Raw genomic sequence first — 23,488 nt, 5'->3', positions numbered from 1 at the left:
AGAATTCACCAGCGTGACTCCGCCAAGCCAGAGTGAGAAATCGTCGCCTTATGCTCTTCCCAAAACGGCTGGCCAAGGCGTGAGCGTCAAGTCGGACTCCGAGGCGTTTCCAACGACCCACGGGCAGGCATAATAGTCTTCGATGCGGTCGATGACGCGACCGGCGACATGGACACGAACCGGCCACGCGACCTGCCACTGGTCGCCTCGCTGGAAAAGCACGAGGAGGACGGGTTCTCCGTCGATCGTCCCCAACTCCATGGTCCACGTCTCCGGGTTTCGCTCGTATTCGACGAAATAGGGAGAGCTTCTGAGCAGGCCGTCATAGCAATCGGCGACCCGCAACCGGGCATCGGCGCTGGTCAGGCCCCGCACGCCATCCCAGTCATGGCGGTTGAAGAGGTCAACATAGCGCTGCAAGAGCCGCGCGGTGTCGGGATCCAGCGGGCGGCTCGGTTCACCGACAGGTTCCGCGGGCAAGCCGGCGAGCTTCGCACGTCCACGGGAGAGCGCGGATTTGACGCCGCCAACCGTCGAGCCCACGAGTTCCGCGGTCTCTTCCAGCGAATAGTCGAACACATCCTTCAAGAGCACGCAGGCGCGCTCCTTGGGCGGCAGATGACCGACCAGCCGTTCGACGGCGCGATGGGCATCAGTGGTCGCTGGCTCTGCAGCGATGACGCCGATGTCGTCCGAATAGGCGCTTTCCGCTCGCTCGCGCGCATGGCGCCGCCTCACAAAGTCAATGCAGCGATTGTGAGCGATGCGAAACAACCAGGGTTTTAGCCTGCGGGGATCATCGAGGGTCTCGATCTTCGTGTAGGCCTCGAACAGCGTCTCCTGCATGAGATCCTCGCCGTCGAGCCGCGAGCCGGTCATGCGAGTGCAATAGCGATGCAGTTGCGCGCGGACGCCCCACACTGTCTCGAGGAAGGCTCGATACTGCGCGTCGAACAGGCCGGTCGGTCGCTCGGGCATGTCCTTCAGCTGCCACATCTTGGTTTCAATTTGCCAGTCATGCGACCTCCTGACCTTCAGCGCGTATTGCCGCGGTTGCGGCCAGACCAAGCTTGGGGCGAACCCATTGTGCCAACCGCGCGATCGCGTCGTCGGCTTCGGGAGCACGCCCAGCCATCATCTGGAACGAGTGCAGCATCCCCGGAAATACGTCCAGGCGCACCTCGACGCCGGCGGCTTTTGCGCGGTCGGCAAGCGCCCGGCTGTCGTCGAGCAGGGTTTCGTCTCCACCCACTTGCAGATAGGTCGGGGGCAGGCCCTTCAGATCGGCAAAGATCGGGCTGGCGAGTGGATCCCTGGGATCGGTACCTGCGAGGAGTTGCGATGCCAGCATATCCACGGCCGCCTTCTGGAAGAATGCGTCCTTCTCGCGATTGGCTTCATAAGAGAGCCCGCTCGCCGACAGATCGTACCAGCCAGAGATGCTGAGAATCGCGGCCGGTAGCGGCCGTCCCGCGTCACGGAGTTTCATCGCGGCCGCAACGATCAGGCCAGCACCGGCGGAATCGCCTGCAGCTATGGTGTGCTTCGGCGCGATACCTTGCTCGGCGAGCCACTCGAACGCGGTCACGGCCTGCTCGATTTGGCGCGGAAACTTGCTCTGGAAAACGTAGTCGTAAGTGGCGAGCAGCGCGTAACAGCCAATCGCCTTGGCGAGGTGTCCGACCATCTTGCGATGGGTCCAGATCGATCCGCCGAGATAGCCACCGCCGTGCAGGTAAAGCATGACCCGATCATTGGCCGCCGCTTTTGGCTGGACCCACAGCGCGGTCTTGTCGCCGAGTTTGGTCTCAATGTAATCGACGTCGCCCGGCTCTGCCGTCAAGACAGACCACTCGGAGACTTCCGGCGGCAATTCCCGACCGCTGCGCCAAGCCTCGGCGAGCGTTTCATAGTGTATCTTGTTCGCTAAGCTCTGCTTGCTGTTCATTGTCACGCTCCAATTCGTTGTGGAGGGCGACGTTCAGGATGACCGCGCCCATCAACAGCTAAGACGGACGAACTGAGCGAAAGGATACGTCGCCGGCAGATGCAACGCCTCGCCGGTGGCAGTTGCCGCGGACCCCGGGTGTCAAACCCAGCAAGGCTAGGCTGCTCCACCCTTCTCTGTGGGACGTTCGTTCCAGACATTCGCCGATCGGCCAGATGCTTCGTCTATGCCGTCGCCGGGTGGCCGGGGGCTGGGACTATTGACTATTATCGCCGAGCCAGCATCGCCTTAAACATGCTGCTCTATCCTCTTCTACTCCGCAGTACTCCTCGTCACTCCCACTCGATTGTGCCTGGCGGTTTGCTCGTCACGTCATAGACGACGCGGTTGATGCCGCGCACCTCGTTGATGATGCCGGTGGCGGCGGCGCCCAGGAATGCCATGTCGTGACGGTAGATATCCGCGGTGCTGCCATCTACCGATGGTGACGCTTTCGGCGCGTATGCGCGTACATACCGATAAGGGCAGCGGTCACGAGCCGCGCTGTCCCCACGGGCATTGCTCTACCTGCGCCCTTCAAGGAAAAGGAGCATTGTGACGGGGCTTAGCTATAGATGCTGTAGCGTTGATCTAATGCGATTTATCGCAGCATCGACACCTTGCCTAGGCAGACTTTCAACCTTGTAAAATGAAAGGAACGTAAGCGAGGCTTGAGGAGCACAGGTATTCAGAATAGCTGGTTGAGAACACGCCGCACTGGCCGCCTGAGGATCAGCCAATCGACCCACCAAGGTGAGCCCAAAGTGGTTATTGCAACCACCTTCCTTAACTGGCGAAGTCGCGGTTGTATGGCACCAAGATCGGCTGCGTGATCGTATGCAATACCAGGCACCCATACCCTGTCGAACCAGCCCTTCAATATAGCTGGAGGTCCGAACCACCACGTGGGAAAAATCAAGACGATAGTCTCGGCCCAGAGAAGATCCTCAATCTCTTTAGCTACCTCTGTAGTCTCGAATCCGGAATAGTAGCTCGCGCGCTCCGCCGGTGTAAGAGCCGGGAAGAAGCCAGATCGATACAGATCAACATGTCGGCACTGGTGCTTCGCATCCATCAGGGTGTCGATAGCTGCGTTCGAAAGCGTTTGGCAAAGGCTTGGATTGAGTGGATGAGCCGTGACAATCAAACATCGCATACCAATATTTTGAATCCTCCCCAATTTGGTTGCGCTGCGCGTCATCATTCGTGCGGCGCGGTGCTCGGGCAAAGCTTCTCATGCCAATCATGGATTTCGAAATAGCTGTACGCGCCACAGTCTTCAAAGAGCAATTGTTTTTCGACGCCGAGAATGGCCCTTCTACAGCGGTACGCTCGAGACAGCGCCATCGGCGACCTGCCAGCCGTCAGTCGCGCGATATGGACAGCCCCGCGAGAAGCGGAGCGTACGCGGCTAGCCTGCGGGATACGAACTCCGTGAAGAGCCGCACGCGCTTCGTCTTGCGTGTCTCCCCCACCGTGAGAAGCCAGAGCGTTCCGTACATGTGCAGGTCGGTGCCCGGCACCCTCACCAGTAGGGGGTCGGCATCTCCGACGAAGCAGGGCAGTGTCGTGATCCCGAGCCCTTGCCGTACAGCAACGATCTGCGCCTCGGCGTCCGTGGTCCTGAAGGGAACCCCGGTGGTGCGAACCTCACCCTCGCTGGCCCATTCCGGAATTCCATGAATGCTTATGACGATCCACCGGATGGGATCAGGCGCGCCCGCACGCCACGCGGCTAGTCGATCGCAGGACATGTAGATGCCGCCGAACAGTTCCGGTCCCTTCAGGCCGTGAAGGTTGAGCGGCAGGGTTTTGCGGTCGTAGACGACGCGGATCGCGACGTCGGCCTCTCGGTTGGTCAGATTTGCCAGCTCGCCGGACGACAAGATTTCCATCTCGATGTCCGGATGCAGACGCGCGAAATCAGCGAAGTCCGGCATGAGCAGGTGTGTCGCGAGGGGCGGTGCCAGCGTCACCCGCAGAAGCCCGCGCACGCTCTGGTCGCGCCCGAAGACGCGCGTCTCCAGCAGGTGCGACGACACTTCCATCTGGTCCGCGAACTCGAGGACCTCCTCGCCCGCAGCCGTCAGGCGGTAGCCCGAAGGCAGCTTTTCGAACATGTGCACCCCGAGACGTTCCTCGAGCTGGGCGACACGTCGCAGCACGGTCGAGTGGTTCACACCGAGGCGCTCGGCGGCGGCCCGCACCGAGCCTCCGCGCGCGACGGCAAGAAAGTAGCGAACGTCATCCCAGTCGATCATGGTGCAATCCGGCACCGCGCGGTGCGCCTTCCAAAGCCCGTATCTAACACATCGAACAGCAGTACGGGCGGTCATCATAGCCTATATCGACGAGCGCGGCTCAATTCCGAACGGCGGGCGCCGATCGTCGCGGCTGGCGTCAGTCGTCCAGCCGGATCGATTTCGCACCACCGATGTGCGTGCTTCCGCACTCAACAACTGACGCCGGCGGACCCATTTCGAGGCTCTCGGGGGTGTCCCCGCACAACCAAAGGCGAAGGCCTGGAAGGATAAGTCATGGGAAAGCTTGAAGGGAAGGTTGCAGTCATCACCGGCGGCGCTACCGGCATCGGCCGCGCCGCAGCAAAGCGCTTCATCGAGGAGGGCGCCTTCGTTTTCATCTTCGGCCGTCGGCAGGAAGCGCTCGACGCCGCTGTGGCCGACCTCGGGCCCAATGCCCGCGCGGTGAAGGGCTCGGTCTCCGATCTGACCGACCTCGACCGACTTTACGCTACGGTGAAGGCCGAGCGTGGAACCCTCGACATCGTCTTTGCCAATGCCGGGGCGGGAAGCCAGCTTCGGCTCGGCGAGATCACCGCCGAGCACATTGACGAAACCTTCGACACCAATGTGAAGGGTACGATCTTCACGATCCAGAAGGCGCTGCCGCTGATGAGCGAGGGCGGTTCGATAATCCTGACCGGATCGAGCGCTGGCACCACGGGCGCCCCGGGGATGAGCGCCTACAGCGCGAGCAAGGCGGCAGTGCGCAACCTCGCGCGGACCTGGGCGGAGGACCTAAAGGGCACCGGCATCCGGGTAAACGTGCTGTCGCCCGGGGCCACTGCGACCGAGCTAGCGAAGGAAGCGCTAGGCGAGGAGGGCCAGAAGGTCTTCGCCTCGATGACTCCGCTCCAGCGCATGGCCGATCCGGCGGAGATCGGGGCGGCGGCGGCCTTTCTCGCGTCGTCGGACAGCAGCTTCATGACTGCCAGCGAGGTCGCCGTTGACGGCGGTCTTGCGCAACTCTGACGCGCTAACCCAGCGCCGTTGAAGGCCGGGGAAATCAATACCAACACGGATCGGAGAAGATCATGAGCTACGCAATTGTAGGATTCGGTAAGATAGGTCAGGCCCTCGCCCACGCCTTCGCCCGTAGAAACATCGACGTGGCCGTCGCGAGCCGCCGGCCGCCCGAGGCGTTGGCGCCGCAGGCTCGGGCGATTGGACCCACGGTCGTCGCCAAGTCGCTGCGGGATGCACTCGAGGCCGACACAATCATCTTGGCGGTCCCGTTCGGGGAGCATCGCGAGGTTGCGAAGGCTCTGCCGAGCTGGGAAGGCAAGACAGTCATCGACGCGATGAACGCGTTTCCAGTGCCTGAAGAGCTGGACGGCCTCCCGTCCTCCGCCTTCGTCGCGAAGGCGTTCACCGGCGCCAAGTTCGTGAAAGGTTTCAATCACCTGGTTGCGGCCACCCTGGCTGCCGATCCGATCGTCGAGGGCGGCCACCGGGTCGTCTTTCTGTCGAGCGACGACGAGGACGCGATCGCTCCCGTGGCGGCCTTGGCCAAACAACTCGGGTTCGCACCCGTCAAGCTGGGAAAGCTCAACGAGGGTGGCGCGCTGGTGCACGCGCGCGGCCGCACTTGGGGCCAGCTCATCTTCCAGGATTTGTTCAAGAAGGAGCAGTAATCGATGTACGACCATGTGACTTGGCCCGAGCGATATGATCCGAAAACGTCGGCCATCTACGCACTCAACGACATTGACGTGAAGGCGCCGCCTGAAGCGGTCTGGAAGCTGCTCGTCGAAGCCGAGAATTGGTCGAGCTACTTTCCCGCCGAGGATCAGGTCAAGATTCTGACGGGGGAGCCGGAACTGGCGCTCGGAACGCGATACAGCCGTGTGACGGTTGGATTTCCGATGAGTCTGGTCGTGACGGAATGCGAGCCCCTTCGCAGGCTCGCATGGGCGACGACAGTTGATGGCGACGAGACCGGCTCAAGCGCATACCATGGCTGGGTCATCACGCCTACGGACCATGGCTGCCATGTGCTGACCGAGGAAACGCAGCAGGGCCCCTTCTTCCTCGATGAACTCGGGCGCAAACATCCCGGCGCACTCTACCGGTATCACCAAGACTGGGTCGAAAGCCTCGCCCACGCAGCGGAGGCGGAAACAGCGAAGACGACAGTGGATTGATTGCGCTTCCTATTTAATTTTGGAGATGAATGAGATGAATATCGAACTCAAAGGCCGCAAGGCCATTGTTACCGGATCCACCGCCGGTATCGGCCGCGCGACGGCGGAGGGGTTGGCGCGTGCCGGTGCATCGGTCGTCGTCAACGGCCGTGGAAACGCTCGGGTCGATGAGGCGGTGCGGCAGATGCGGCAGGCCTTCCCCGGCAGCGACATCTCGGGTATCGCCGCTGATCTTGCGACAGCGGAGGGGGCAAAGGCCTTGATCGCGCATGCGCCGGACGCCGATATCCTTGTGAACAACGTCGGTACAGCACACATCCGGAGCTACAACGGCGTCGAGGATATCGCAAATATCCCCGATGAGGACTGGCTTGACCTCTTCCAGTTGAACGTAATGAGTGGCGTGCGCGCGAGCCGTCATTACCTGCCGCGGATGGTGGCGAAAGGCTGGGGCCGCGTCGTGTTCATAAGTAGCGAATCCGCAGTCAACGTCCCTAAGGAAATGCTCGACTATGGCATGACCAAGACCGCTCAACTCGCGGTCTCACGCGGGCTTGCCGAGGCGGTCGCGGGCACGGGCGTCACCGTCAACGCCGTCCTGCCGGGACCTACCCGCTCTGAGATCCTGGGCAACTTCATGGCGAAACAGGCTGACGCAAATGGAATCACGCAGCACGAAGCCGAGCAGGGCTTCCTGCAGGCGATGCGTCCGACGAGCCTCATCCACCGCTTCGCGACCACCGATGAGGTGGCCAACATGATCATCTACACCTGCTCGGAGCAGGCTTCGGCGACCACCGGCGCGGCTTTGCGGGTGGATGGTGGCGTGGTCCGCTTCGTCGCGTAGCAGGACGACCAAATTGTTCCGTTCGCCAACTCGGGTCCGCTATCGGCCAAGCTGCTGAAGCATGGCACGCTTAAGTCTACAGGGATCTGCCGCACGGCATGCGCACGATCCACGCATTGCGGGAGCACTCTGAAACTATGCGAGGCACGAGAACGTATTCAGCTACGGCGCCGTCCCCGCTGTGCTCGGCGGCCGTGCGCTCGTCTCGTTGGTCCCGCCCCGGGGCTTAGACCATGATACAAATCCACGGAACATGATGTCTATTGTCCGAGGAATTGGATCGGCGCTCCAATCCCAATCCAAAGCATGTGCTGTGGACGGCGCGGTGTATCGATCCCTTTGAGCCTCTCTACACATAATCGAAGGTCTATCGCCGACCTGCAAAACGGCTGCTTGTTCTTGCAGAATCGCCCGCGAACTATCGCCTCCTATCGTTGACCAACAATTTCCGAATATATCCGACAGTACTCCAACCTACTCTACCGTACGCCCCATCATTCCCACTCGATTGTTTTAAGTGATCGTAACGCATTGAATTCCACGCACAAATTCTTTCTGCACGCAATGAAGAACCGTCTCCCCGATCCGTCAGAAATTTGCGCTCTTGAATTCAAAGGAGAATTTCGGCGATTCAAAATCTGCTCGGTTTCAGCGACTATCGGCATCGATTGGTCGATTTTCGACATTCTTTAGCTGTGCCTTCACGATCCCGTCGGCAAAAAGACCGTCACGGCTCGCAAGAGCCTGAACGACACGCAGTTCCTCTCATGCCTTGATCCGTCCCGGACTTACGCCTTGACGGCGTTCTGTGCAGCCTCGAATACATCGCGTGCGGACGTCGTACCCGCTACGTGCTCCGTAAGCACGTGCACCAACGTTTTCGAGTGTCGTGCAAACGCTGTACCCCGCCATCAAAGCCTCTAGCTCGCTAATGGCGGCTTCCAAGCCAGAAGGGACATCAATCTGACCGGCCAAAGACGCCCCGCTCCACCGAGCGGGGCGTCTCCCCTGTTAATCCCTGTCAGCTTGCCGGATTGCGTGCCATGACGATCCACGCCGCGCCGTCGATCATCACCGACCGCTCGCCGGGGAGGCCCGCGAAGGCGGCACGAACCGCGGCCGAGGCGCGGGCGCGGATGTCGTCGGGCTGATCAGCGAGAGCGCGCGACAGCGGGCCGACCTCGAGTGTCATCTCCACCGCGTCGTCGATCGCCGCGTCCCGCGTCCCCCCCTCGCCGAACGGGATGGAGGCATCGAATGGCGCGATAGCGACATCGGTGAAGCCAGCCGCCGTTAAAATACGCGCCACCCGCCCCTGGTCGCCAAACGAGAACGGGCCGGGCGCTTCGGGATCGGGCGGCGCCGTCGGCGGGACGATGCCCTTGATCGCGCCCATCGGCAAGCGCACCCAAACGTTCTCGGCCATGCCGCGCCAGCAGACGAAAGCGACCCGCGCGCCCGGCTTGAGCGCACGGCGCATATGAGCGAACGCCGCCGTAGGATCGTCAAAGAACATCACTCCGAAGCGCGAGAACAGGATGTCGAACGCGCCCTCGGGCAACTCGGTGCTGCTGGCGTCGGCCACCTGGAACAGGGCCGGCGTATCCTGCGGCGCTAGCGCGCGCGCTCTGCCGATCAGCGGTTCGGATATGTCCACGCCTAGCACATGGCCCCCCGCGCCGACGCGGGCGGCCAGATCCAGACTAGACGCCCCCGCGCCGCAGCCGACGTCCAGCACGCGTTCGCCCTTGGCGGGCGCGGCGGCTTCGATCGCGGCCTGGCCGAACACCGCCATCATGGCATCGAGCCGGGCCTGGTAAGCGACCCAGCGCTCCCCGCTTTGGCCATTCCAGTCGGCTACCTGATAAACATTTTTCTCTGCCATGCCATATCCTTGTTCTGATCCGTTCTTAACTAGCTACCCTTTGATCGAGGCAAGGGGGGAGCCGAACCGATGCCAAGGCGCGTATCGTCTCGAGCAAACCCGCCTCCAACAGCAATAAGGCACCAGACCTGCGTGTGATCGTCTCAGGCGTCGAGATCGGTGCCGCCTGGCGCCGGACCTCGAAGGACAGCCGCTCCTACCATTCCGTCAAACTCGACGATCCGTCCTTCACCGCGCCGATCTACGCCAACCTCTTCGAAGGCGACGACGCAACCGGAGAAGGGAATCTGTGCTCTCAAACCAGCATCGACTGCTGGGAGAAGATGCCCGCCATCGCGCCGTGCGATGATGCCGTAGTGACCGAGGCCATGAGGGGGTTGGCGAGGTCGCCGGCGGCGTAGATGCCGGGAATGCTGGTTTCGCGGCGCTCGTCGACCTTGAGGGCGATGCCGAGGGGCGTATCGACCGTGGCGAGGCCCAGTGATTCATGCAGGCTTGCGGACGGCTTGTTGCGCGGATGGGCGAACAGGATGTCGACCGCGACATTGGGGCCGGTATCGAGATTGACGGTGGCGATATGGCCCCAGTGATGGGCGATCTCGGTGATCCGGCCATCGACGACAGGTATGTTGCGGCGCGCCAGATCGGCCCGGACATCGGGTGTAATGTCGTGACCATCGGCGAAGAGCGTCAACCTGTCGGTCCAATCGTGGTACAGCCTGACATAATTGTGCGACTGCGGGCCGGACCAGACGAGGCCCCAATGCTGGCCGGCGACTTCAAAGCCATCGCAATAGGGGCAGGGTACGATGGACGTGCCCCAGCCTTCGGCAAAGCCCGGAACATCAGGCATCTGGTCGGCGACGCCATAGCTCAGGATCAGGCGCCGCGCCCCAAGGCTTTCGCCATCGCCAGTGAGGACGGAGAAATCGTCGATGGCGCCGGAGACGCTGTCGGCCCGGGCATTGACCAGCCTGATCGTGGGATAGCGCGCCAGCTGCTGCCGCGCCTCGGCCAGGATGCCCAGCGGTGGCTTGTGATCGTGGCCGAGCAGGCCATGCGAATGGCCGGCGAAGCGGTTGCGCGGCAGGCCGGTATCGAGAACAGTGACCTTGCGGCGGGCACGGCCGAGCTGCAGGGCGCCGGCGAGACCGGCAAAGCTGCCGCCGATGATGATGACGTCATCCATGGTGATGGGCTCCGTGTCGTGGATGGAGGGGGTTGGGCTGGGCCTGGCGCGCAATATCGTCCAGCGATACGCGCTCGAGACGGGCAGCTAGCAGGGCTTCGGCCTCTGCGAGAAGTCGCCCATCACTGTGTTGACCGGCCGGACAATGCCGCATTCGATATCGCCGGCCCGGGGAAACTTGATTTGGACAACAGGTTGAAACCTACCCACTGGCTTGCACATTTCCGATACTGCATGGTATCGTAATTCACGAATTAGGATACTGTCAAGTACTGGAATTGTCGTGACCGTAAACAGCCAGGGCCGGCGCGGCCGGCCCGCCAACGAGGCGCTTGGCCAAACGATAGTCGACGCCGCGTGCGAACTCTTTGTGGAATTGGGTTTTCAAGCGACGACATTGGACAAGGTCGCCCAGCGGGCGAAGATATCCAAGCTCAGCATCTATCGGCACTTCGAGAACAAGGAGGCGCTGTTCAGCGCGGCTATCGCGACCCGCTGCCATCAGTTTGCACCACAGGCCCTTTTTGAAGGTGTCGACGGTGCGGCCGAGGATCAGCTCATGGCGGTGGGATCATCCCTGCTTCGCACGCTGTTGAGCTCGGACGTCCGCAGTGTCGAAGCCATGATCATGGCCGACAAGACGAATCAAAAGTCGTTAAGCAAGCTCCATTACGAAGCCGGCCCCGCCCATGTCATCGCCCAAATCGAGGCCCTGTTGCGCCAGTTCCACGCGAAGGCGGTTCTGAATGTGCCCAATCCTCTCCGGTCTGCCCGCTTGTTTGCCGCGCTTTTCAAAGGATCCGATCTCCTGATTATCGCACGCTTCGATCAGGCGAGAGCAGAGGACGACAACGAAATCGAATCCTATTGCCGGTCGGCCGTCGCCATGTTCATCGCCGCGCACGGTGGCAACGACCAGGCGGGCGGATAAGCATTTGATTGCTCCGGGCAGCTTGGCCGGGACCGTGGTCCAGGCGCTTCGTCATATTGGGCCGGCGCGCGCGGCCGAGCTTGCACAGATCGCGGCACCTCATCTTTCTCCCAACGATAAAAAGACGCTCGCATCTACCGCGGTCCAAGCTCCCGCCTGGATGCGGTCGACGCTTCTCTCCCTCGCAGATCCGGCAGCAGTCGGGACAACATTTGATAGGTGATGCGACGGTGCCATCCGACGATATGCGATCGGGTCCGGAACATCGATCGGCACCGCAGCCAAAGCTGAAACTATGTATGTCGATAACTAAAGTACCGTCAGCGCGGAAATGTCATGCTACGGGCATTTTCGTTATATATTTCAAAGCGTTGACACACAGAAAAGTACCGTCAAACCCTAAAAACGAATGACGGTACTTTTTAGAATGCTCTGTCGGATACGAAAACACCGTCAAAAGTACCGTCAGAGTGATCTGCTACAAGCTGCGAGCCGCGCCAGGCGCTCCGATAAACTTAACGATTTCAATGACTTGATAGGTTTGTCAATTCCATTGATAATGTGCCCTGGCTAGCAGTCTGCCCTGCCCGCAAATCATTGTATTTTCTGCGAAATACTACGCTAGGGCCGCCTATCATCGCCGTTTCCCTCACTCCCACTCGATGGTGCCTGGCGGTTTGCTCGTCACGTCGTAGACGACGCGGTTGATGCCGCGTACCTCGTTGATGATGCGGGTGGCGGCTGCTCCCAGGAATTCCATGTCGTAATGGTAGAAGTCGGCCGTCATGCCGTCGACCGAGGTGACGGCTCGCAGCGCGCAGACGAATTCGTAGGTGCGGCCGTCGCCCATCACGCCGACGGTCTGCACCGGCAGCAGCACGGCGAAGGCCTGCCAGATGGCGTCGTAGAGGCCGGCCTTGCGGATCTCGTCGAGATAGATGGCGTCGGCCTCGCGCAGGATCTCCAGCTTTTCGCGGGTGATGCCGCCCGGACAGCGGATGGCGAGACCGGGACCGGGGAACGGATGCCGGCCAATGAAGCTGTCGGGCAGGCCGAGCTCCTTGCCGAGCGCCCTCACCTCGTCCTTGAACAATTCGCGCAGCGGCTCGACCAGCTGCATGTTCATGCGTTCGGGCAAGCCGCCGACATTGTGATGCGACTTGATGGTCACCGACGGGCCGCCGCTGAAAGAGACGCTTTCGATGACGTCGGGATAGAGGGTGCCTTGTGCCAGGAAATCGGCGCCGCCGAGCTTCTCGGCCTCCTCCTCGAACACTTCGATGAACAGCCGCCCGATGGTCTTGCGCTTCTTCTCGGGGTCCGACTCGCCCTCGAGCGCGCCGATGAAACGGTCCGCAGCGTCGACCAGGATCAGCGGCAGATTGTAATGCTGGCGAAACATCTCCACCACGCCTGATGCCTCGTCCTTGCGCATCAGACCGTGGTCGACAAGGATGCAGGTCAGCTGGTCGCCGACCGCCTCGTGGATCAGCAAGCCCGCGACCGAGGAATCGACGCCGCCCGACAGCGCGCAGATCACCTTGCCCTTGCCGACCTGCTTGCGGATCGTCTCGACCGCGTGCTCGCGGTAGGCGCGCATCGTCCAGTCGCCTTCGATGCCGGCGATGTTGTGGACGAAGTTGCGGAGCAGCCTGGCGCCGTCCGGCGTATGCACCACTTCGGGGTGGAACATGAGGCCGTACATTTTGCGCTCGACATTGCCGAAGATGGCGAAGGGCGAGCCCTCCGATTTTCCGAGCACCTCGAACCCCTTGGGCAGGGAGATGACCCGATCGCCATGGCTCATCCACACCTGATGGCGCTGGCCGGGCGCCCACAGGCCCTCGAACAACGGGCTGTCCTTGGCGATCTCGACGAAGGCGCGGCCGAATTCGCGGTGGTCGGAGCTTTCGGCGACGCCGCCCATCTGCACGCACATCGCCATCTGGCCATAGCAGATGCCGAGCACCGGCACGCCGGCATCGAAGACGATCTGCGGCGCGCGCGGGCTGCCGATGTCGCCGGTCGAGGCCGGGCCGCCGGACAGGATCACCGCCCTCGGATTGATGCGCTTGAACGCCGCCTCGGCCGACTGGAAGGGCACGATCTCGGAAAAGACGCCGGCCTCGCGGATGCGGCGGGCGATCAGCTGGGTGAACTGGCTGCCGAAATCGACAATCAGGACGGTGTCGGGATGATTGGCTGTTTTCATGGCGAGCGTTTAGAGAAAGAAACGAGTCGGCGCAATGGGTTGTGAGGTCGCGCTTTCACTTCGATTCCGGTGTGTCGTCCTGAACGCCAGAGGCTTTGTCCAATGCATCAGTTTGCGTTGTATCGAGTGACCGCAAGGCGCCCATCAGCGCCGCGAAACGCTCGTGACCAAGGCGGGCAACATAGCTCCGTTCGATCTGCAGCTTGATGCGGTCGCCATCGCGCAGGGCGTCCAGGCCCTTGCGGGTGTAGCGCACAAGCTTGCCGCGACCGTCTTGCGGATCGGGCAGACGCTGCAACACACCTTCCGTCTCCAGGCCATCGAGTAATTGCTGAATCGCCTGCTTTGAGATCGCCGAGCGCTCGATCAGCGCCGACTGGCGCATGCCGCCGCGCGGGATGTGTCCAAGCAGGCCGGCACGCGCTTCGGTGAACCAGTGATGGCCGGCAGCGCGCATCGCGGCGGCGAACTCGGTCTGCCAGGCGCGGCTCGCCTGCCACAGCCGCCAACCTATGTGATCCGGCAGCGCTTCAGGTTTTTCGTCAAGGTCCTTGACCAAATTCTTCTCGCCCGATACATAGTCAAGCGTCTTGACTACTAGTTCACTCTAAGTGGCGATGCCGGTCAAGACAATCGGCGACTTCAATTCAGGAGGAAATCATGGCAGCACTTCAGAAGGAAACCCTTGCAATGCTCATTCCGGGCATGACCCATGTGTTGGAACGAAACGGCAAGGAGGCTTACGTCTATTTTGAAAGCGAGGGTGCCGCGCACATGCTGCTCGACGATGGCGAGGCGCGAAGCGGGCGCTGGCGGATGCTCGATGACGGTTATGTCGCCGACTGGGACACCGGCGCGACCGGACGCTGGACCCTCGATCACGAGCCCGGGTCAGTCACTTACATCAATCGCGACAACGCCGTTCGCTTCAGGATGATCGGCGTGCTGTTCGGCAACGCTAAGAACCTGCCGCCCCAACAAGCTTGAAGTCGATTGCGCCGGAGGCGATCGCCTGTTCCAGCAGCTGAACCGCCGCGGCCAGCTTCTCGTCGATGACGTGCAGATATTCGGTCCAGTCGCCGACATGTCTGAGATCGGCTGCCCCGTCGGAAATGCCGCGCAGGCCGATAAGCGGAACGTCGAACAGCTGGCAGGCGCGCAGGCAGGCGAAGGTCTCCATATCGACCATGTCGGCGGCGATCGCGTCGTAGGCGGCGCCGGTGACGATTGCCGCCCCGGTCGACAGCGTCGCCTGTCTGACGCCTGGTATCCTGAACGGCAGCGGCACGCTGACAGGCAGGTCGAGGAACGGCGTGGCGCCCTTCTCGAACCCCAGGGGCGAGGCGTCCATGTCGCGGTAGCCAACCGAAACGGCCTGGTAGATTTCCGTCTGCTCCAGCGTCCGGCTGCCCGCCGACCCGAGCGACACGACGAGATCGGGCAGCGCCATCCCGGCATGCAGCCGGGATAGTTCGGCGCTGAGTCCGACGCCGGCCTCGACCGGTCCGACGCCGGTCATCAGCGGTGTGAACAGCCGCTGCAGGTGTGGACCGTATTCGGCCTCCGCCGCCATGACGAAGAGAACGGACTTGCCGGAGATCGGGGTGAGCTCACCAGGTGTCTTGCCGGCCATGATCGTCCATCCTCCCTACCCGCTCCTCAGCCCTCGATACCGTCGCGGCCGAGCACCGTCATCATCGTTCCGGTCATCGTGGCGATCAGCTTGGCCTCGCCGTCGACGGCGAATGCATAGGCCTGGCCATCGGCGACGATGATGGTGCGGCCAGGCTTGGTCACCGAGCCGCGAAACAGGAAACGCTCGCCCCTGCCGGGCGCCAGCAGATTGACCTTGAACTCGATGGTCAGCACGCCGGAATTTTCCGGCATCAGCGAGAATGCCGCATAGCCGCAGGCCGAGTCGAGAGCCGTCGAAATGACGCCGGCATGGAGAAAGCCGTGCTGCTGCGTCAGCGCCACAGAATAGGGCATTTCGATCTCGATGATGCCGGGCGTCACCAGCGTCAGCTCGGCGCCAATCGTCATCATCGCGTTCTGGCGCGCGAAGGACGTCCTGACGCGGTCCTCATAATCGGGAGCAGGAACGATCTTTGCTGCCATGGCCGTCGCCCTTTGTTTCTCGGCAAATCTTATTGCAAAGGCATTTATCGCAGAGGGGTGGGCGGCAGGCAATCGCAAATGCTGCACTGCAGCATTCGGCTTAGCCCTGTATCGATGACAACGATTCAGCCGGCCCGCCGCAGCGCGCAGAAGTAAAAGCCGTCGGTGCCGCTCAGCAATGGCGACAGCGAAATGCCGCCCGCAGCGCCAATGCGCATTGCCGCTTCGTGGCCCGCAAAACGGCTGTCCCAAAGCTGGCGGTGATCGAGCGGGACAAAACCGGGATGGCGGCCCCGGAAGGCCGAAACCTGGTCGCCATTCTCCTCGTCGAACACCGAACAGGTGATGTAGACCAGCAGGCCGCCGGGTTTGACGAAGTCCCTGGCGGCATCGAGGATCGTCTCCTGCTCGCCCTTGCGGGCGTCGAGCTGTCTTTGCGTCAGCCGCCATTTAGCATCCGGCCGGCGCCGCCAGGTGCCGCTGCCGGTGCAGGGCGCATCGATCAGGACGATATCCATGTGCTTGCCGAGCGGCGCCAGCTCGGCCGGCCTTGTGACGACCTGCACATTGCGGTTTTCCGAACGGCGGATGCGATCGAAGATCGGCGCCAGCCGTGCCTTCTCGGCATCGTGGGCGAATATCTGGCCGCGATTGTCCATCGCCGCGGACAGCGCCAGCGTCTTGCCGCCGGCGCCGGCGCAGAAGTCGAGCACCTGCATTCCAGGCTCGGCGCCGGCCAGTTCGGCCGCAATCTGCGAACCCTCGTCCTGAACCTCGAACCAGCCTTTCTGGAAGGCCGGTTCGGCCTGCACGTTCGGGTGCCTGCCATCGCCCTCGATCGGCGGGATGCGGATGCCGTGCGGCGCGATCCGGGCAGGCTTGGCGCCCGTCTCCGCCAGTTCCGCCAGCACCTTGCCGCGATCGGCCTTTAGCGTGTTGACCCTGAGGTCGAGCGGCGGGCGCGTCGCCAGCGCGGCACCCTCTTCCACCCAGGCCGTGCCGAACGCCCGTTCGAACAGCGGCATGCACCAGTCGGGGATATCTGCCCTGACGGCCGGCGGCGCATCGGCAAGCCGGCGACCGCCGAGCGTTTTCAATTCGTCGGCGGTAAGCAGCGGCGGCGCGAACTTGTCGCCCTCGAGCGCCTCGTTCAGCGACTGCGCCGTCTGGCCCCATTCGAGCAGCAGCGCGCCGAAGCCGATGGCGCGCGGTGTGTCTTCGCCCAACAGCCAGCCGGCCGAGCGCTTGCGGCGCAGCGCGTCGTAGACGATGTTGCCGATCGCGGCGCGGTCGCCGCCGCCGGCGAAGCGGTGCGACAGGCCCCAGTCTTTCAGCGCATCGGCCACCGGCCGGTGGCGCCGGCCAATGTCGTCAAGCACTTCAATGGCTGCCGCCAGCCGCCCGCCCAGTCTCATTGTCGTCTTCCATTACTCAGTAAATTAATTCCGGCCCTGCTCTTAGAGCTTTTCGTGCCCTGATTGAAACAGTTCTGTTTCGCCGACGGCGAGACGATCCATGCCGACGGGTGACGAATGTGGATTGGTGCATCGCGAGCCGCGGCCACCAGGCGGGCGCCGGCATGCGGAACGAAACAATTCGATCAGTATATTACATGCTTCTAATGTGCGTGTCCGGCGCTCACAAGCATAGCGGCTTGCGAAACTGCTCTGCTTTGCAAGTTTTCCGGTTGCGAATACTCTTTGCGCGGTGATTCGCGTCGCAGAAAAAGCGGAGCCGCGGGTCGATACGAGGAGAGGGCAATGAAAACTTATCTGGCGGAAGTTCTAGGCACGTTTCTATTGGTGTTCATCGGCACGGCTTCGGTGGTGACGGGCGGCTTCGGCGGCGCGCTGCCGCTCGGCCAGGAAGGTATCGGTCTGGCGTTCGGCATCGGCCTGATAGCGGCCGCTTACGCGATCGGCCCGATTTCGGGCGCGCACCTCAATCCGGCGGTGACGCTCGGTGTGTTCCTCGCCGGGCGGATGCCGGCCAGGGACGTCATTCCCTATTGGATCGCGCAGGTCATCGGCGCCATCATCGCGTCGCTGGCGCTGTGGATCATCGTCTCCGGACAGGTCGGCGGCCACACCGGCGGCTTCGGCGCCAATGGCTGGGACGTGACGAAATGGGGCGTCAGCTCGGCCTTCCTGTGGGAGCTGATCGGCACCTTCACCTTCGTCACGGTGATCCTCGGCGTCACCAACGCCAAGCACACGACGGCCTTCGCCGGTCTGGTCATCGGCCTGACGCTGGCCGGACTGCACTTCGCCATCATTCCGGTGACCGGCACATCGCTCAACCCGGCCCGTTCGATCGGACCGGCGCTGTTTTCGGGAACTGCGGCGATCAGCCAGCTCTGGCTGTTCATCGTCGCGCCGCTGATCGGCGGCGCCATCGCCGGCGTGGTCGCCAAGGCCGGTATCTTCGAGAAGGACTGATTTTTCGAAGGCTTCATGGAAAAGGCGCGGGTCAAGGCCCGCGCCTTTTTGTTGCGTCGAGAATTCGTATGCCCGGATCAGGCCGCGAGGTCGAAACGGTCGGCGTTCATCACCTTGGTCCAGGCGGCGACGAAATCCCTGACGAACTTCCGCCCGGCGTCGGCCGAGCCGTAGACCTCGGCCAGCGCCCGCAGTTGCGCGTGCGAGCCGAAGATCAGGTCGGCGCGGGTGCCGGTCCACTTGACTGCCCTGGTCTTGCGGTCGCGCGCTTCGTAGACTTCATCGGAACCGGCGGCCGGATCCCAGACCGTGTTCATGGAGAGCAGGTTGACGAAGAAATCGTTGGTCAACGTGCCCGGCCTGTCGGTGAACACCCCGTGCTTCGACTGACCGGTGTTGGCGCCGAGCACCCGCAACCCGCCGACGAGCACCGTCATCTCCGGCGCCGTCAAGGTCAGCAGCTGCGCGCGGTCGACCAGCATCGCTTCGACCGACATCGGCGGCTTGCCCCTGACATAGTTGCGGAAGCCATCGACTTTCGGCTCGAGCGCGGCGAAGGACTGGACATCGGTCTGGTCCTGCGAGGCGTCCATGCGGCCCGGCGTGAACGGCACCTGCACGTCATGGCCGCCGTCTTTCGCCGCCTTCTCGACCGCGGCGACGCCGCCGAGAACGATCAGGTCGGCAAGCGAGACCTTCTTGCCGCCGGACTGCGAGTTATTGAAGCCCTTCTGGATGCCTTCGAGCGTCTCGAGCACCTTGGCCAGCTGGTCCGGCTGGTTGACCTCCCAATCCTTCTGCGGCGCCAGGCGGATGCGGGCGCCGTTGGCGCCGCCGCGCTTGTCGGAGCCGCGGAAAGTCGAGGCCGAGGCCCAGGCGGTCGAGACCAGTTCGGAAACGGACAGGCCGGAGGCCAGGATCTTCGCCTTCAGCGAGGCGATGTCCTGTTCGCTGACCAACTCGTGGTCGACTGCCGGTATCGGATCCTGCCAGATCAGCTCTTCCTTCGGCACGAGCGGGCCGAGATAGCGGACGGCCGGACCCATGTCGCGATGGGTCAGCTTGAACCAGGCGCGGGCGAAGGCATCGGCGAACTGATCCGGATTCTGATGGAACCGCCGCGAAATCTTCTCGTAGGCCGGGTCGACGCGCAGCGCGAGGTCGGTGGTCAGCATCGCCGGCGCGCGGCGCTTCGAGGGATCGTGCGCGTCCGGCACGGTGCCTGCACCGGCGCCGCCCTTCGGCGTCCACTGATGGGCGCCGGCCGGGCTCTTGGTCAGCTCCCATTCGTAGTTGAACAGATTGTCGAAGAAGTTGTTGCTCCATCTGGTCGGCGTCGTGGTCCAGGTCACCTCGAGGCCCGAGGTGATGGCGTCGCCGGCAATGCCGGTGGCATGCTTGCTCGACCAGCCGAGGCCCTGCGCCTCGATGCCGGCGCCTTCCGGCTCCGCCCCGACCAGCGATGCATCACCGGCGCCGTGGGTCTTGCCGAAGGTGTGACCGCCGGCGATGAGCGCCACGGTTTCCTCGTCGTTCATCGCCATGCGAGCGAAGGTCTCGCGAATGTCGCGCGCCGCGGCCACCGGATCGGGCGTGCCGTTTGGCCCTTCTGGGTTGACGTAGATCAGCCCCATCTGCACGGCGCCGAGATGGCCCTGAAGTTCGCGGTCGCCGGAATAGCGCTCGTCGGCGAGCCATTTGGTTTCCGATCCCCAGTCGACGTCCTGCTCCGGCTCCCAGACATCGGCGCGGCCGCCGGCGAAGCCGAAGGTCTTGAAGCCCATCGATTCCAGCGCGACGTTGCCGGCGAGGATCAACAGGTCGGCCCAGGAGATCTTCCTGCCGTATTTCTGCTTGACCGGCCACAGCAGCCGGCGCGCCTTGTCGAGATTGGCATTGTCCGGCCAGCTGTTGAGCGGCGCGAAACGCTGCTGGCCGGCGCCGGCGCCGCCACGGCCGTCGCCGATGCGATAGGTACCGGCGCTGTGCCAGGCCATGCGGATGAAGAGCGGGCCGTAATGGCCGAAATCGGCCGGCCACCAATCCTGCGAATCGGTCATCACCTGGTGCAGATCCCTGATCACCGCATCGAGATCGAGGCTCTTGAATTCCTTGGCGTAGTCGAAGTCCTCGTCCATCGGGTCCGAGAGGCTGGACTGCTGATGGAGGACGCCAAGGTCAAGCTGGTTCGGCCACCAGTCACGGTTGCTCCTCCTGGCCGATCCATGTGGGACCGGGCATTTGCCGGCGCTGTTGTCGTCGGTTTTCGCGTCCATCTTTGCCTCCGATTTGTTGATTTTCCGGGATTTTGTTGATTTTCCGGGCAGGGCCAGCGGCCGCGCCATTCTGGAATGGTTCCAGACTAGCCCGCCCAGCCGATAAAGACAAATTGCCTTTGCTGTTTATTCTGATAGGTTTTCCTTATGATCGGTTTGACCGTCCGGCAGATGCATTATTTCGAGGCGCTGGCGCAGATGCTGCATTTCGGCCGCGCGGCAAAACTCGCCGGCGTCAGCCAGCCGGCGCTGTCTTCGCAGATCGCCGAGATGGAGCTGCGGCTGAATTGCCGTCTGTTCGAGCGCGGCGGCAAGGTGGTGCGGATGACCGACGAGGCCGTGGCCCTGCTGCCGCGCATCGAGCGCATTCTCGCCGACGTCCGCGACGTCGAGGCGACGGCCCGGCGCGGCCGCCCGGCGCTGGAAGGCCGCTTCCGGCTCGGCATCATCCCGACGGTGGCGCCCTATCTCTTGCCGCATGTGCTGCCGGAGCTGAAACGGCATTTCCCGGCCTTGCAGCTGGAACTGCGCGAAGCCGTGACCGCCTCGCTGGTCGACGACACCAGTTCGGGAAAGCTCGACGCCTTCGTCGCGGCGCTGCCTCTCGATTACCCAGGCCTGGTTACCGAGGAACTTTTCTCCGACCGGTTCTTCCTGGCCGTGCCGGCCGGCGATCCCGCCTTCGCCTCGCCGCCGGTGCCGCCGGAGAGCCCGGCACTGGAGCGGCTGATGCTGCTCGAGGAAGGCCATTGCCTGCGCGAACAGGCGCTCGCCGTCTGCGGCAACGTGCGGCCGGTGGCGATGGCAAGCTACGGCGCGACCAGCCTGACGACGCTCTTGCAGATGGTGGCGCATGGGCTCGGCGTCACGCTCATCCCGGAAATGGCGGCGGGGCCAGCCAGCACTATCCCCGATTTGAAGATCGTGCCGTTCCAGGAACCGATGCCGCAGCGCACGATCTGCCTCGCCTGGCGGCGCAACAAGGTTCGCCACGACGAATGCGTCGAATTGGCGAAGATCATTCGCGGGCTGGACGCGGCGGTGCTGGCGGCGTGAGCGGCTGAGGTTGGTCAAGGATCCGGTTTTAGCCCCGAAGCCAACCCGCAAGAAAGGAACGGCTTCAATCCTTTTCCCAGGCTGCGAGCAACGGGCCGTTGCTTCCATAGACAGGGTCCTTGCGCGGACGGCCAACCCTGGGGATCGTGACGACTGCCTTGGCATGGTCGGCGGCGGTCGTGCATTCGTCATAGGTGCCGGATGGAGGATAGGCGCCGACAACCAGAAAATCGTCGGATGCGAAAAGACGTTGGTGCCCGGTGCCGGCCGGAAGCACCGCGACATCGCCGGCCTTCAGCGACAGCGTTCGTCCCTTGTTGCCGCCAAAGCGGACCTTGGCCGTGCCGCGCGCAACGCCGAGCACCTCGTGTATCCGCGAATGGTAGTGAACATAGTCGTAGATGCCGTTGCGCCAGCTATCGCCCCAGCCATTTGCCTCGAAAAGCGCCTCCATGACAGCCGCAGGATCGAAGCCTTCGGGCAACTTCACAGCGCCGCGATAGACGACAAGCGGCCAGAACGGATGGTTGGGCACTAGGCCATCATCCCCAAACCGAAACGTATTCGCTTTACGCGGCCTGACCAGATCGGGGACCTCGCGCCGGCCCGGTCTGGCGGCACCGGTGACCTGCTCGACGGCTTTCTTCGTGGTTTGCAGAATGCTCATGATGCGGCCTTGGATTGGTGGTGGCTTCATGCCGATTAACCGGCTGCACGGCGCTCGGTTCCGCTGAGGGCAGAGATCTGCGATCTGTGCGGTCGGCATTTGACGTCCGGGCACATCGAAGCCGCCCAAGTTTCAAGACTTGAGCACCGCAAGCATGTGAATATCCAATCGGTCCCGCCGCTGTGTCGTCCCATGGCACGGATGAGACGATACACTGTTTACCACAGCGCTCGCGACGGCTCGCGAAACGGGCGACCCGCAGAGGCTTTTTTCGTGTTATGATGCACTTGCAACGCGCGTAATCTCGACCTCGGCAATATGGCAAAGGTCGAAAGCAATTTTTGCCCTGGCGTCCCCCAGCACGGACTCAATCCCGATGACTGGGTGTGCTTACACGGGCGAGGAGGTTGTCCATGTCCGCGAGTAATGTCGAACGCCCGCTGCAGCCGGGCGACCGGGCGCCGAATATTATTCTCGATGCGATCTCCCGCGAAGGCAAAATCGCGCTCACTGATTTTCGAGGTCGTAGCCCATTGTTGATCGGCTTGTTTCGAGGCCTGCACTGTGCGTTCTGCCGGCGCAATGTCGCGGCAATGGCGCAACTCAAGCCGGCTCTGGCTGAGAAAGGCGTCGAATGCCTGGCGGTCGTCAATACGCCGGTAGAGCGGGCACGGCTCTATTTCCGTTACCATCCGACACCCGATCTTCTCGCCGCGTCCGACCCGGAGCGGGCCTCGCACCGTGCTTTCGGCTTGCGCGAGATCGGGATGGACAAGGTCATGGGGATCCGTATCGATCTCCCGGGTGAGTTGCCCGAGCCTATGGACCCCATCGCAATAAACGAGTTGCTCAACAAGAAGGAGGGGTATGAGATTACGGAAGCCGATCAGCAGATGATGGCTTCCGCTAAGGAGTTGCTGGTTGGTCAGTTTCTCATCGACCGAGGGGGCATTGTACGCTGGAGCTTCACTGAAGTTCTGGAGGCTGGCCTCAATACCCCCAAGGCGCCGAATCCGGAGGAATTGATGTCAGCGGCTTCCCAAGTTGCACATTAATGGGCTGCGGAAATAGGCGGCTGACAACTCGCTCGACGACCGCGCCCTTCCCGCTCACTACCGGGGAAAGGCCGTTCTGGGTCAAAACCTGAAGATCGTGGATGACCGCTTCGCGCCCGATCTCGGCCGTAGAGATCAGCTTCTCCGCGTCCTGAAAGCAGACATCGCAAGCGAGGACTCCGGAGGTCGCGGTTGCGCCCTCAAGCCCCGCCCGGTCGACCAGATAGAAAGATCGCATTGGCCTCGCCGCCCGGCATCGTCTCGCTGAACTGGATGCGGCTGTTAGGCTGGATCAGACCGAGCAGGGTCTCCGCCGCACCTCGACGCCGAGATCGCGCAGATCGTGGCCGTTGCCGCGCCGCGCCGATTTTCTGGAGTGATAA

Annotated in this window: 22 protein-coding genes and 3 pseudogenes; 11 read left to right on the top strand and 14 right to left on the bottom strand. The window is 62.7% G+C overall.

Annotated features, from left to right (window positions below):
- Window positions 1-48: 48 nt before the first annotated feature.
- The 5 genes and pseudogenes from NKH16_RS06060 to NKH16_RS06040 form a co-directional block, all read right to left on the bottom strand.
- Window positions 49-996 carry an RNA polymerase sigma factor gene (locus tag NKH16_RS06060; protein WP_352450994.1) on the bottom strand — a complete coding sequence of 316 codons (948 nt, stop codon included), beginning with the start codon at window positions 994-996 and terminating at the stop codon, window positions 49-51.
- 19 nt (window positions 997-1,015) lie between these two features.
- Window positions 1,016-1,948 (bottom strand): alpha/beta hydrolase, encoded by a 933-nt coding sequence (locus NKH16_RS06055; RefSeq protein ID WP_352748030.1) that lies wholly within the window; start codon window positions 1,946-1,948, stop codon window positions 1,016-1,018.
- A 332-nt stretch (window positions 1,949-2,280) separates the two neighbouring features.
- Window positions 2,281-2,448 (bottom strand): annotated as a pseudogene (locus NKH16_RS06050) (GMP synthase (glutamine-hydrolyzing)); the annotation flags it as partial.
- A 227-nt stretch (window positions 2,449-2,675) separates the two neighbouring features.
- On the bottom strand, window positions 2,676-3,143 hold the full coding sequence (locus NKH16_RS06045; RefSeq protein WP_352898809.1) for an NAD(P)H-dependent oxidoreductase: 468 nt from the start codon (window positions 3,141-3,143) through the stop codon (window positions 2,676-2,678).
- Window positions 3,144-3,351: 208 nt separating this feature from the next.
- A complete protein-coding gene (locus tag NKH16_RS06040; protein WP_352874829.1) occupies window positions 3,352-4,248 on the bottom strand; it encodes a LysR family transcriptional regulator in 897 nt (298 codons plus the stop codon).
- 276 nt (window positions 4,249-4,524) lie between these two features.
- On the opposite strand from NKH16_RS06040, the gene NKH16_RS06035 reads away from it, so the two are divergent.
- The 5 genes and pseudogenes from NKH16_RS06035 to NKH16_RS06015 all read left to right on the top strand — a co-directional run.
- Window positions 4,525-5,259, top strand: a complete 735-nt coding sequence (locus NKH16_RS06035; protein WP_352898683.1) for an SDR family NAD(P)-dependent oxidoreductase — start codon at window positions 4,525-4,527, stop codon at window positions 5,257-5,259.
- Window positions 5,260-5,321: 62 nt separating this feature from the next.
- Window positions 5,322-5,921, top strand: coding sequence for an NADPH-dependent F420 reductase (locus tag NKH16_RS06030; protein WP_352748026.1), 600 nt, complete (start codon window positions 5,322-5,324; stop codon window positions 5,919-5,921).
- A gap of 3 nt (window positions 5,922-5,924) precedes the next feature.
- Entirely contained in the window at window positions 5,925-6,431 is a 507-nt protein-coding gene (locus NKH16_RS06025) for an SRPBCC domain-containing protein (RefSeq protein WP_352450990.1), read from the top strand.
- Between the two features lie 34 nt (window positions 6,432-6,465).
- The gene (locus NKH16_RS06020; RefSeq protein ID WP_352450989.1) at window positions 6,466-7,278 is read left to right on the top strand and encodes an SDR family NAD(P)-dependent oxidoreductase; all 813 of its coding nucleotides are present in this window, start codon (window positions 6,466-6,468) and stop codon (window positions 7,276-7,278) included.
- 3 nt (window positions 7,279-7,281) lie between these two features.
- Window positions 7,282-7,394: pseudogene (locus tag NKH16_RS06015) on the top strand (alpha/beta fold hydrolase); the annotation flags it as partial.
- Window positions 7,395-8,299: 905 nt separating this feature from the next.
- Here the strand turns inward: NKH16_RS06015 and NKH16_RS06010 are convergent.
- Window positions 8,300-9,163 (bottom strand): class I SAM-dependent methyltransferase, encoded by an 864-nt coding sequence (locus NKH16_RS06010; RefSeq protein ID WP_352874833.1) that lies wholly within the window; start codon window positions 9,161-9,163, stop codon window positions 8,300-8,302.
- An 80-nt stretch (window positions 9,164-9,243) separates the two neighbouring features.
- Here NKH16_RS06010 and NKH16_RS06005 point away from each other — a divergent pair.
- A pseudogene (locus NKH16_RS06005) lies at window positions 9,244-9,564 on the top strand (DUF736 domain-containing protein); the annotation flags it as partial.
- On the opposite strand, the gene NKH16_RS06000 reads toward NKH16_RS06005, so the two are convergent.
- On the bottom strand, window positions 9,459-10,352 hold the full coding sequence (locus NKH16_RS06000; RefSeq protein WP_352874835.1) for an NAD(P)/FAD-dependent oxidoreductase: 894 nt from the start codon (window positions 10,350-10,352) through the stop codon (window positions 9,459-9,461). The pseudogene NKH16_RS06005 and the gene NKH16_RS06000 overlap by 106 nt on opposite strands.
- A gap of 283 nt (window positions 10,353-10,635) precedes the next feature.
- On the opposite strand from NKH16_RS06000, the gene NKH16_RS05995 reads away from it, so the two are divergent.
- Entirely contained in the window at window positions 10,636-11,283 is a 648-nt protein-coding gene (locus NKH16_RS05995) for a TetR/AcrR family transcriptional regulator (RefSeq protein WP_352874836.1), read from the top strand.
- Between the two features lie 649 nt (window positions 11,284-11,932).
- Here NKH16_RS05995 and guaA read toward each other — a convergent pair.
- Entirely contained in the window at window positions 11,933-13,495 is a 1,563-nt protein-coding gene (gene guaA / locus NKH16_RS05985; RefSeq protein ID WP_352898677.1) for a glutamine-hydrolyzing GMP synthase, read from the bottom strand.
- Between the two features lie 55 nt (window positions 13,496-13,550).
- The gene (locus tag NKH16_RS05980; RefSeq protein WP_352748016.1) at window positions 13,551-14,054 is read right to left on the bottom strand and encodes a MarR family winged helix-turn-helix transcriptional regulator; all 504 of its coding nucleotides are present in this window, start codon (window positions 14,052-14,054) and stop codon (window positions 13,551-13,553) included.
- Between the two features lie 101 nt (window positions 14,055-14,155).
- Between NKH16_RS05980 and NKH16_RS05975 the strand changes: the two genes are divergently transcribed.
- Window positions 14,156-14,482 (top strand): hypothetical protein, encoded by a 327-nt coding sequence (locus NKH16_RS05975; RefSeq protein WP_352457583.1) that lies wholly within the window; start codon window positions 14,156-14,158, stop codon window positions 14,480-14,482.
- Here the strand turns inward: NKH16_RS05975 and NKH16_RS05970 are convergent.
- The 3 genes from NKH16_RS05970 to NKH16_RS05960 form a co-directional block, all read right to left on the bottom strand.
- Complete coding sequence (locus NKH16_RS05970) at window positions 14,454-15,128, bottom strand: 5'-methylthioadenosine/S-adenosylhomocysteine nucleosidase (RefSeq protein ID WP_352744023.1); 675 nt, start codon at window positions 15,126-15,128, stop codon at window positions 14,454-14,456. The genes NKH16_RS05975 and NKH16_RS05970 overlap by 29 nt on opposite strands.
- Window positions 15,129-15,154: 26 nt before the next feature.
- Window positions 15,155-15,613 carry a PaaI family thioesterase gene (locus NKH16_RS05965; protein WP_352541800.1) on the bottom strand — a complete coding sequence of 153 codons (459 nt, stop codon included), beginning with the start codon at window positions 15,611-15,613 and terminating at the stop codon, window positions 15,155-15,157.
- A gap of 125 nt (window positions 15,614-15,738) precedes the next feature.
- Window positions 15,739-17,028, bottom strand: coding sequence for an RsmB/NOP family class I SAM-dependent RNA methyltransferase (locus tag NKH16_RS05960; protein WP_352874839.1), 1,290 nt, complete (start codon window positions 17,026-17,028; stop codon window positions 15,739-15,741).
- A 345-nt stretch (window positions 17,029-17,373) separates the two neighbouring features.
- On the opposite strand from NKH16_RS05960, the gene NKH16_RS05955 reads away from it, so the two are divergent.
- A complete protein-coding gene (locus tag NKH16_RS05955) occupies window positions 17,374-18,051 on the top strand; it encodes an MIP/aquaporin family protein (protein ID WP_352541796.1) in 678 nt (225 codons plus the stop codon).
- A gap of 77 nt (window positions 18,052-18,128) precedes the next feature.
- On the opposite strand, the gene katG is transcribed toward NKH16_RS05955, so the two are convergent.
- A complete protein-coding gene (gene katG, locus NKH16_RS05950; RefSeq protein WP_352874841.1) occupies window positions 18,129-20,327 on the bottom strand; it encodes a catalase/peroxidase HPI in 2,199 nt (732 codons plus the stop codon).
- Between the two features lie 147 nt (window positions 20,328-20,474).
- Between katG and NKH16_RS05945 the strand changes: the two genes are divergently transcribed.
- Window positions 20,475-21,383, top strand: coding sequence for a hydrogen peroxide-inducible genes activator (locus NKH16_RS05945; protein ID WP_352874842.1), 909 nt, complete (start codon window positions 20,475-20,477; stop codon window positions 21,381-21,383).
- A 64-nt stretch (window positions 21,384-21,447) separates the two neighbouring features.
- Here the strand turns inward: NKH16_RS05945 and NKH16_RS05940 are convergent, their stop codons facing one another.
- Window positions 21,448-22,050, bottom strand: a complete 603-nt coding sequence (locus tag NKH16_RS05940) for a cupin (protein WP_352874844.1) — start codon at window positions 22,048-22,050, stop codon at window positions 21,448-21,450.
- Window positions 22,051-22,463: 413 nt separating this feature from the next.
- Here NKH16_RS05940 and NKH16_RS05935 point away from each other — a divergent pair, with 413 nt between their 5' ends.
- Window positions 22,464-23,105, top strand: coding sequence for a peroxiredoxin-like family protein (locus NKH16_RS05935; protein ID WP_352450977.1), 642 nt, complete (start codon window positions 22,464-22,466; stop codon window positions 23,103-23,105).
- Window positions 23,106-23,488 lie beyond the last annotated feature (383 nt).

The organism is Mesorhizobium sp. M1307 (genome assembly GCF_040318155.1).
Lineage (GTDB): Bacteria > Pseudomonadota > Alphaproteobacteria > Rhizobiales > Rhizobiaceae > Mesorhizobium.
This window is presented reverse-complemented; position numbering and strand designations above follow the sequence as displayed.

Bases quoted from the DNA above. Each gene is read 5' to 3' on its own strand.
- katG (WP_352874841.1), bottom strand. From the start codon at position 20,327: ATGGACGCGAAAACCGACGACAACAGCGCCGGCAAATGCCCGGTCCCA.
- NKH16_RS06060 (WP_352450994.1), bottom strand. From the start codon at position 996: ATGTGGCAGCTGAAGGACATGCCCGAGCGACCGACCGGCCTGTTCGAC.
- NKH16_RS06040 (WP_352874829.1), bottom strand. From the start codon at position 4,248: ATGATCGACTGGGATGACGTTCGCTACTTTCTTGCCGTCGCGCGCGGA.
- NKH16_RS06035 (WP_352898683.1), top strand. From the start codon at position 4,525: ATGGGAAAGCTTGAAGGGAAGGTTGCAGTCATCACCGGCGGCGCTACC.
- NKH16_RS05970 (WP_352744023.1), bottom strand. From the start codon at position 15,128: ATGGCCGGCAAGACACCTGGTGAGCTCACCCCGATCTCCGGCAAGTCC.
- NKH16_RS05945 (WP_352874842.1), top strand. From the start codon at position 20,475: ATGATCGGTTTGACCGTCCGGCAGATGCATTATTTCGAGGCGCTGGCG.
- NKH16_RS05955 (WP_352541796.1), top strand. From the start codon at position 17,374: ATGAAAACTTATCTGGCGGAAGTTCTAGGCACGTTTCTATTGGTGTTC.
- NKH16_RS06055 (WP_352748030.1), bottom strand. From the start codon at position 1,948: ATGAACAGCAAGCAGAGCTTAGCGAACAAGATACACTATGAAACGCTC.
- NKH16_RS06030 (WP_352748026.1), top strand. From the start codon at position 5,322: ATGAGCTACGCAATTGTAGGATTCGGTAAGATAGGTCAGGCCCTCGCC.
- NKH16_RS05975 (WP_352457583.1), top strand. From the start codon at position 14,156: ATGGCAGCACTTCAGAAGGAAACCCTTGCAATGCTCATTCCGGGCATG.
- guaA (WP_352898677.1), bottom strand. From the start codon at position 13,495: ATGAAAACAGCCAATCATCCCGACACCGTCCTGATTGTCGATTTCGGC.
- NKH16_RS05935 (WP_352450977.1), top strand. From the start codon at position 22,464: ATGTCCGCGAGTAATGTCGAACGCCCGCTGCAGCCGGGCGACCGGGCG.
- NKH16_RS05960 (WP_352874839.1), bottom strand. From the start codon at position 17,028: ATGAGACTGGGCGGGCGGCTGGCGGCAGCCATTGAAGTGCTTGACGAC.
- NKH16_RS06020 (WP_352450989.1), top strand. From the start codon at position 6,466: ATGAATATCGAACTCAAAGGCCGCAAGGCCATTGTTACCGGATCCACC.
- NKH16_RS05965 (WP_352541800.1), bottom strand. From the start codon at position 15,613: ATGGCAGCAAAGATCGTTCCTGCTCCCGATTATGAGGACCGCGTCAGG.
- NKH16_RS06025 (WP_352450990.1), top strand. From the start codon at position 5,925: ATGTACGACCATGTGACTTGGCCCGAGCGATATGATCCGAAAACGTCG.
- NKH16_RS06045 (WP_352898809.1), bottom strand. From the start codon at position 3,143: ATGCGATGTTTGATTGTCACGGCTCATCCACTCAATCCAAGCCTTTGC.
- NKH16_RS06000 (WP_352874835.1), bottom strand. From the start codon at position 10,352: ATGGATGACGTCATCATCATCGGCGGCAGCTTTGCCGGTCTCGCCGGC.
- NKH16_RS05940 (WP_352874844.1), bottom strand. From the start codon at position 22,050: ATGAGCATTCTGCAAACCACGAAGAAAGCCGTCGAGCAGGTCACCGGT.
- NKH16_RS06010 (WP_352874833.1), bottom strand. From the start codon at position 9,163: ATGGCAGAGAAAAATGTTTATCAGGTAGCCGACTGGAATGGCCAAAGC.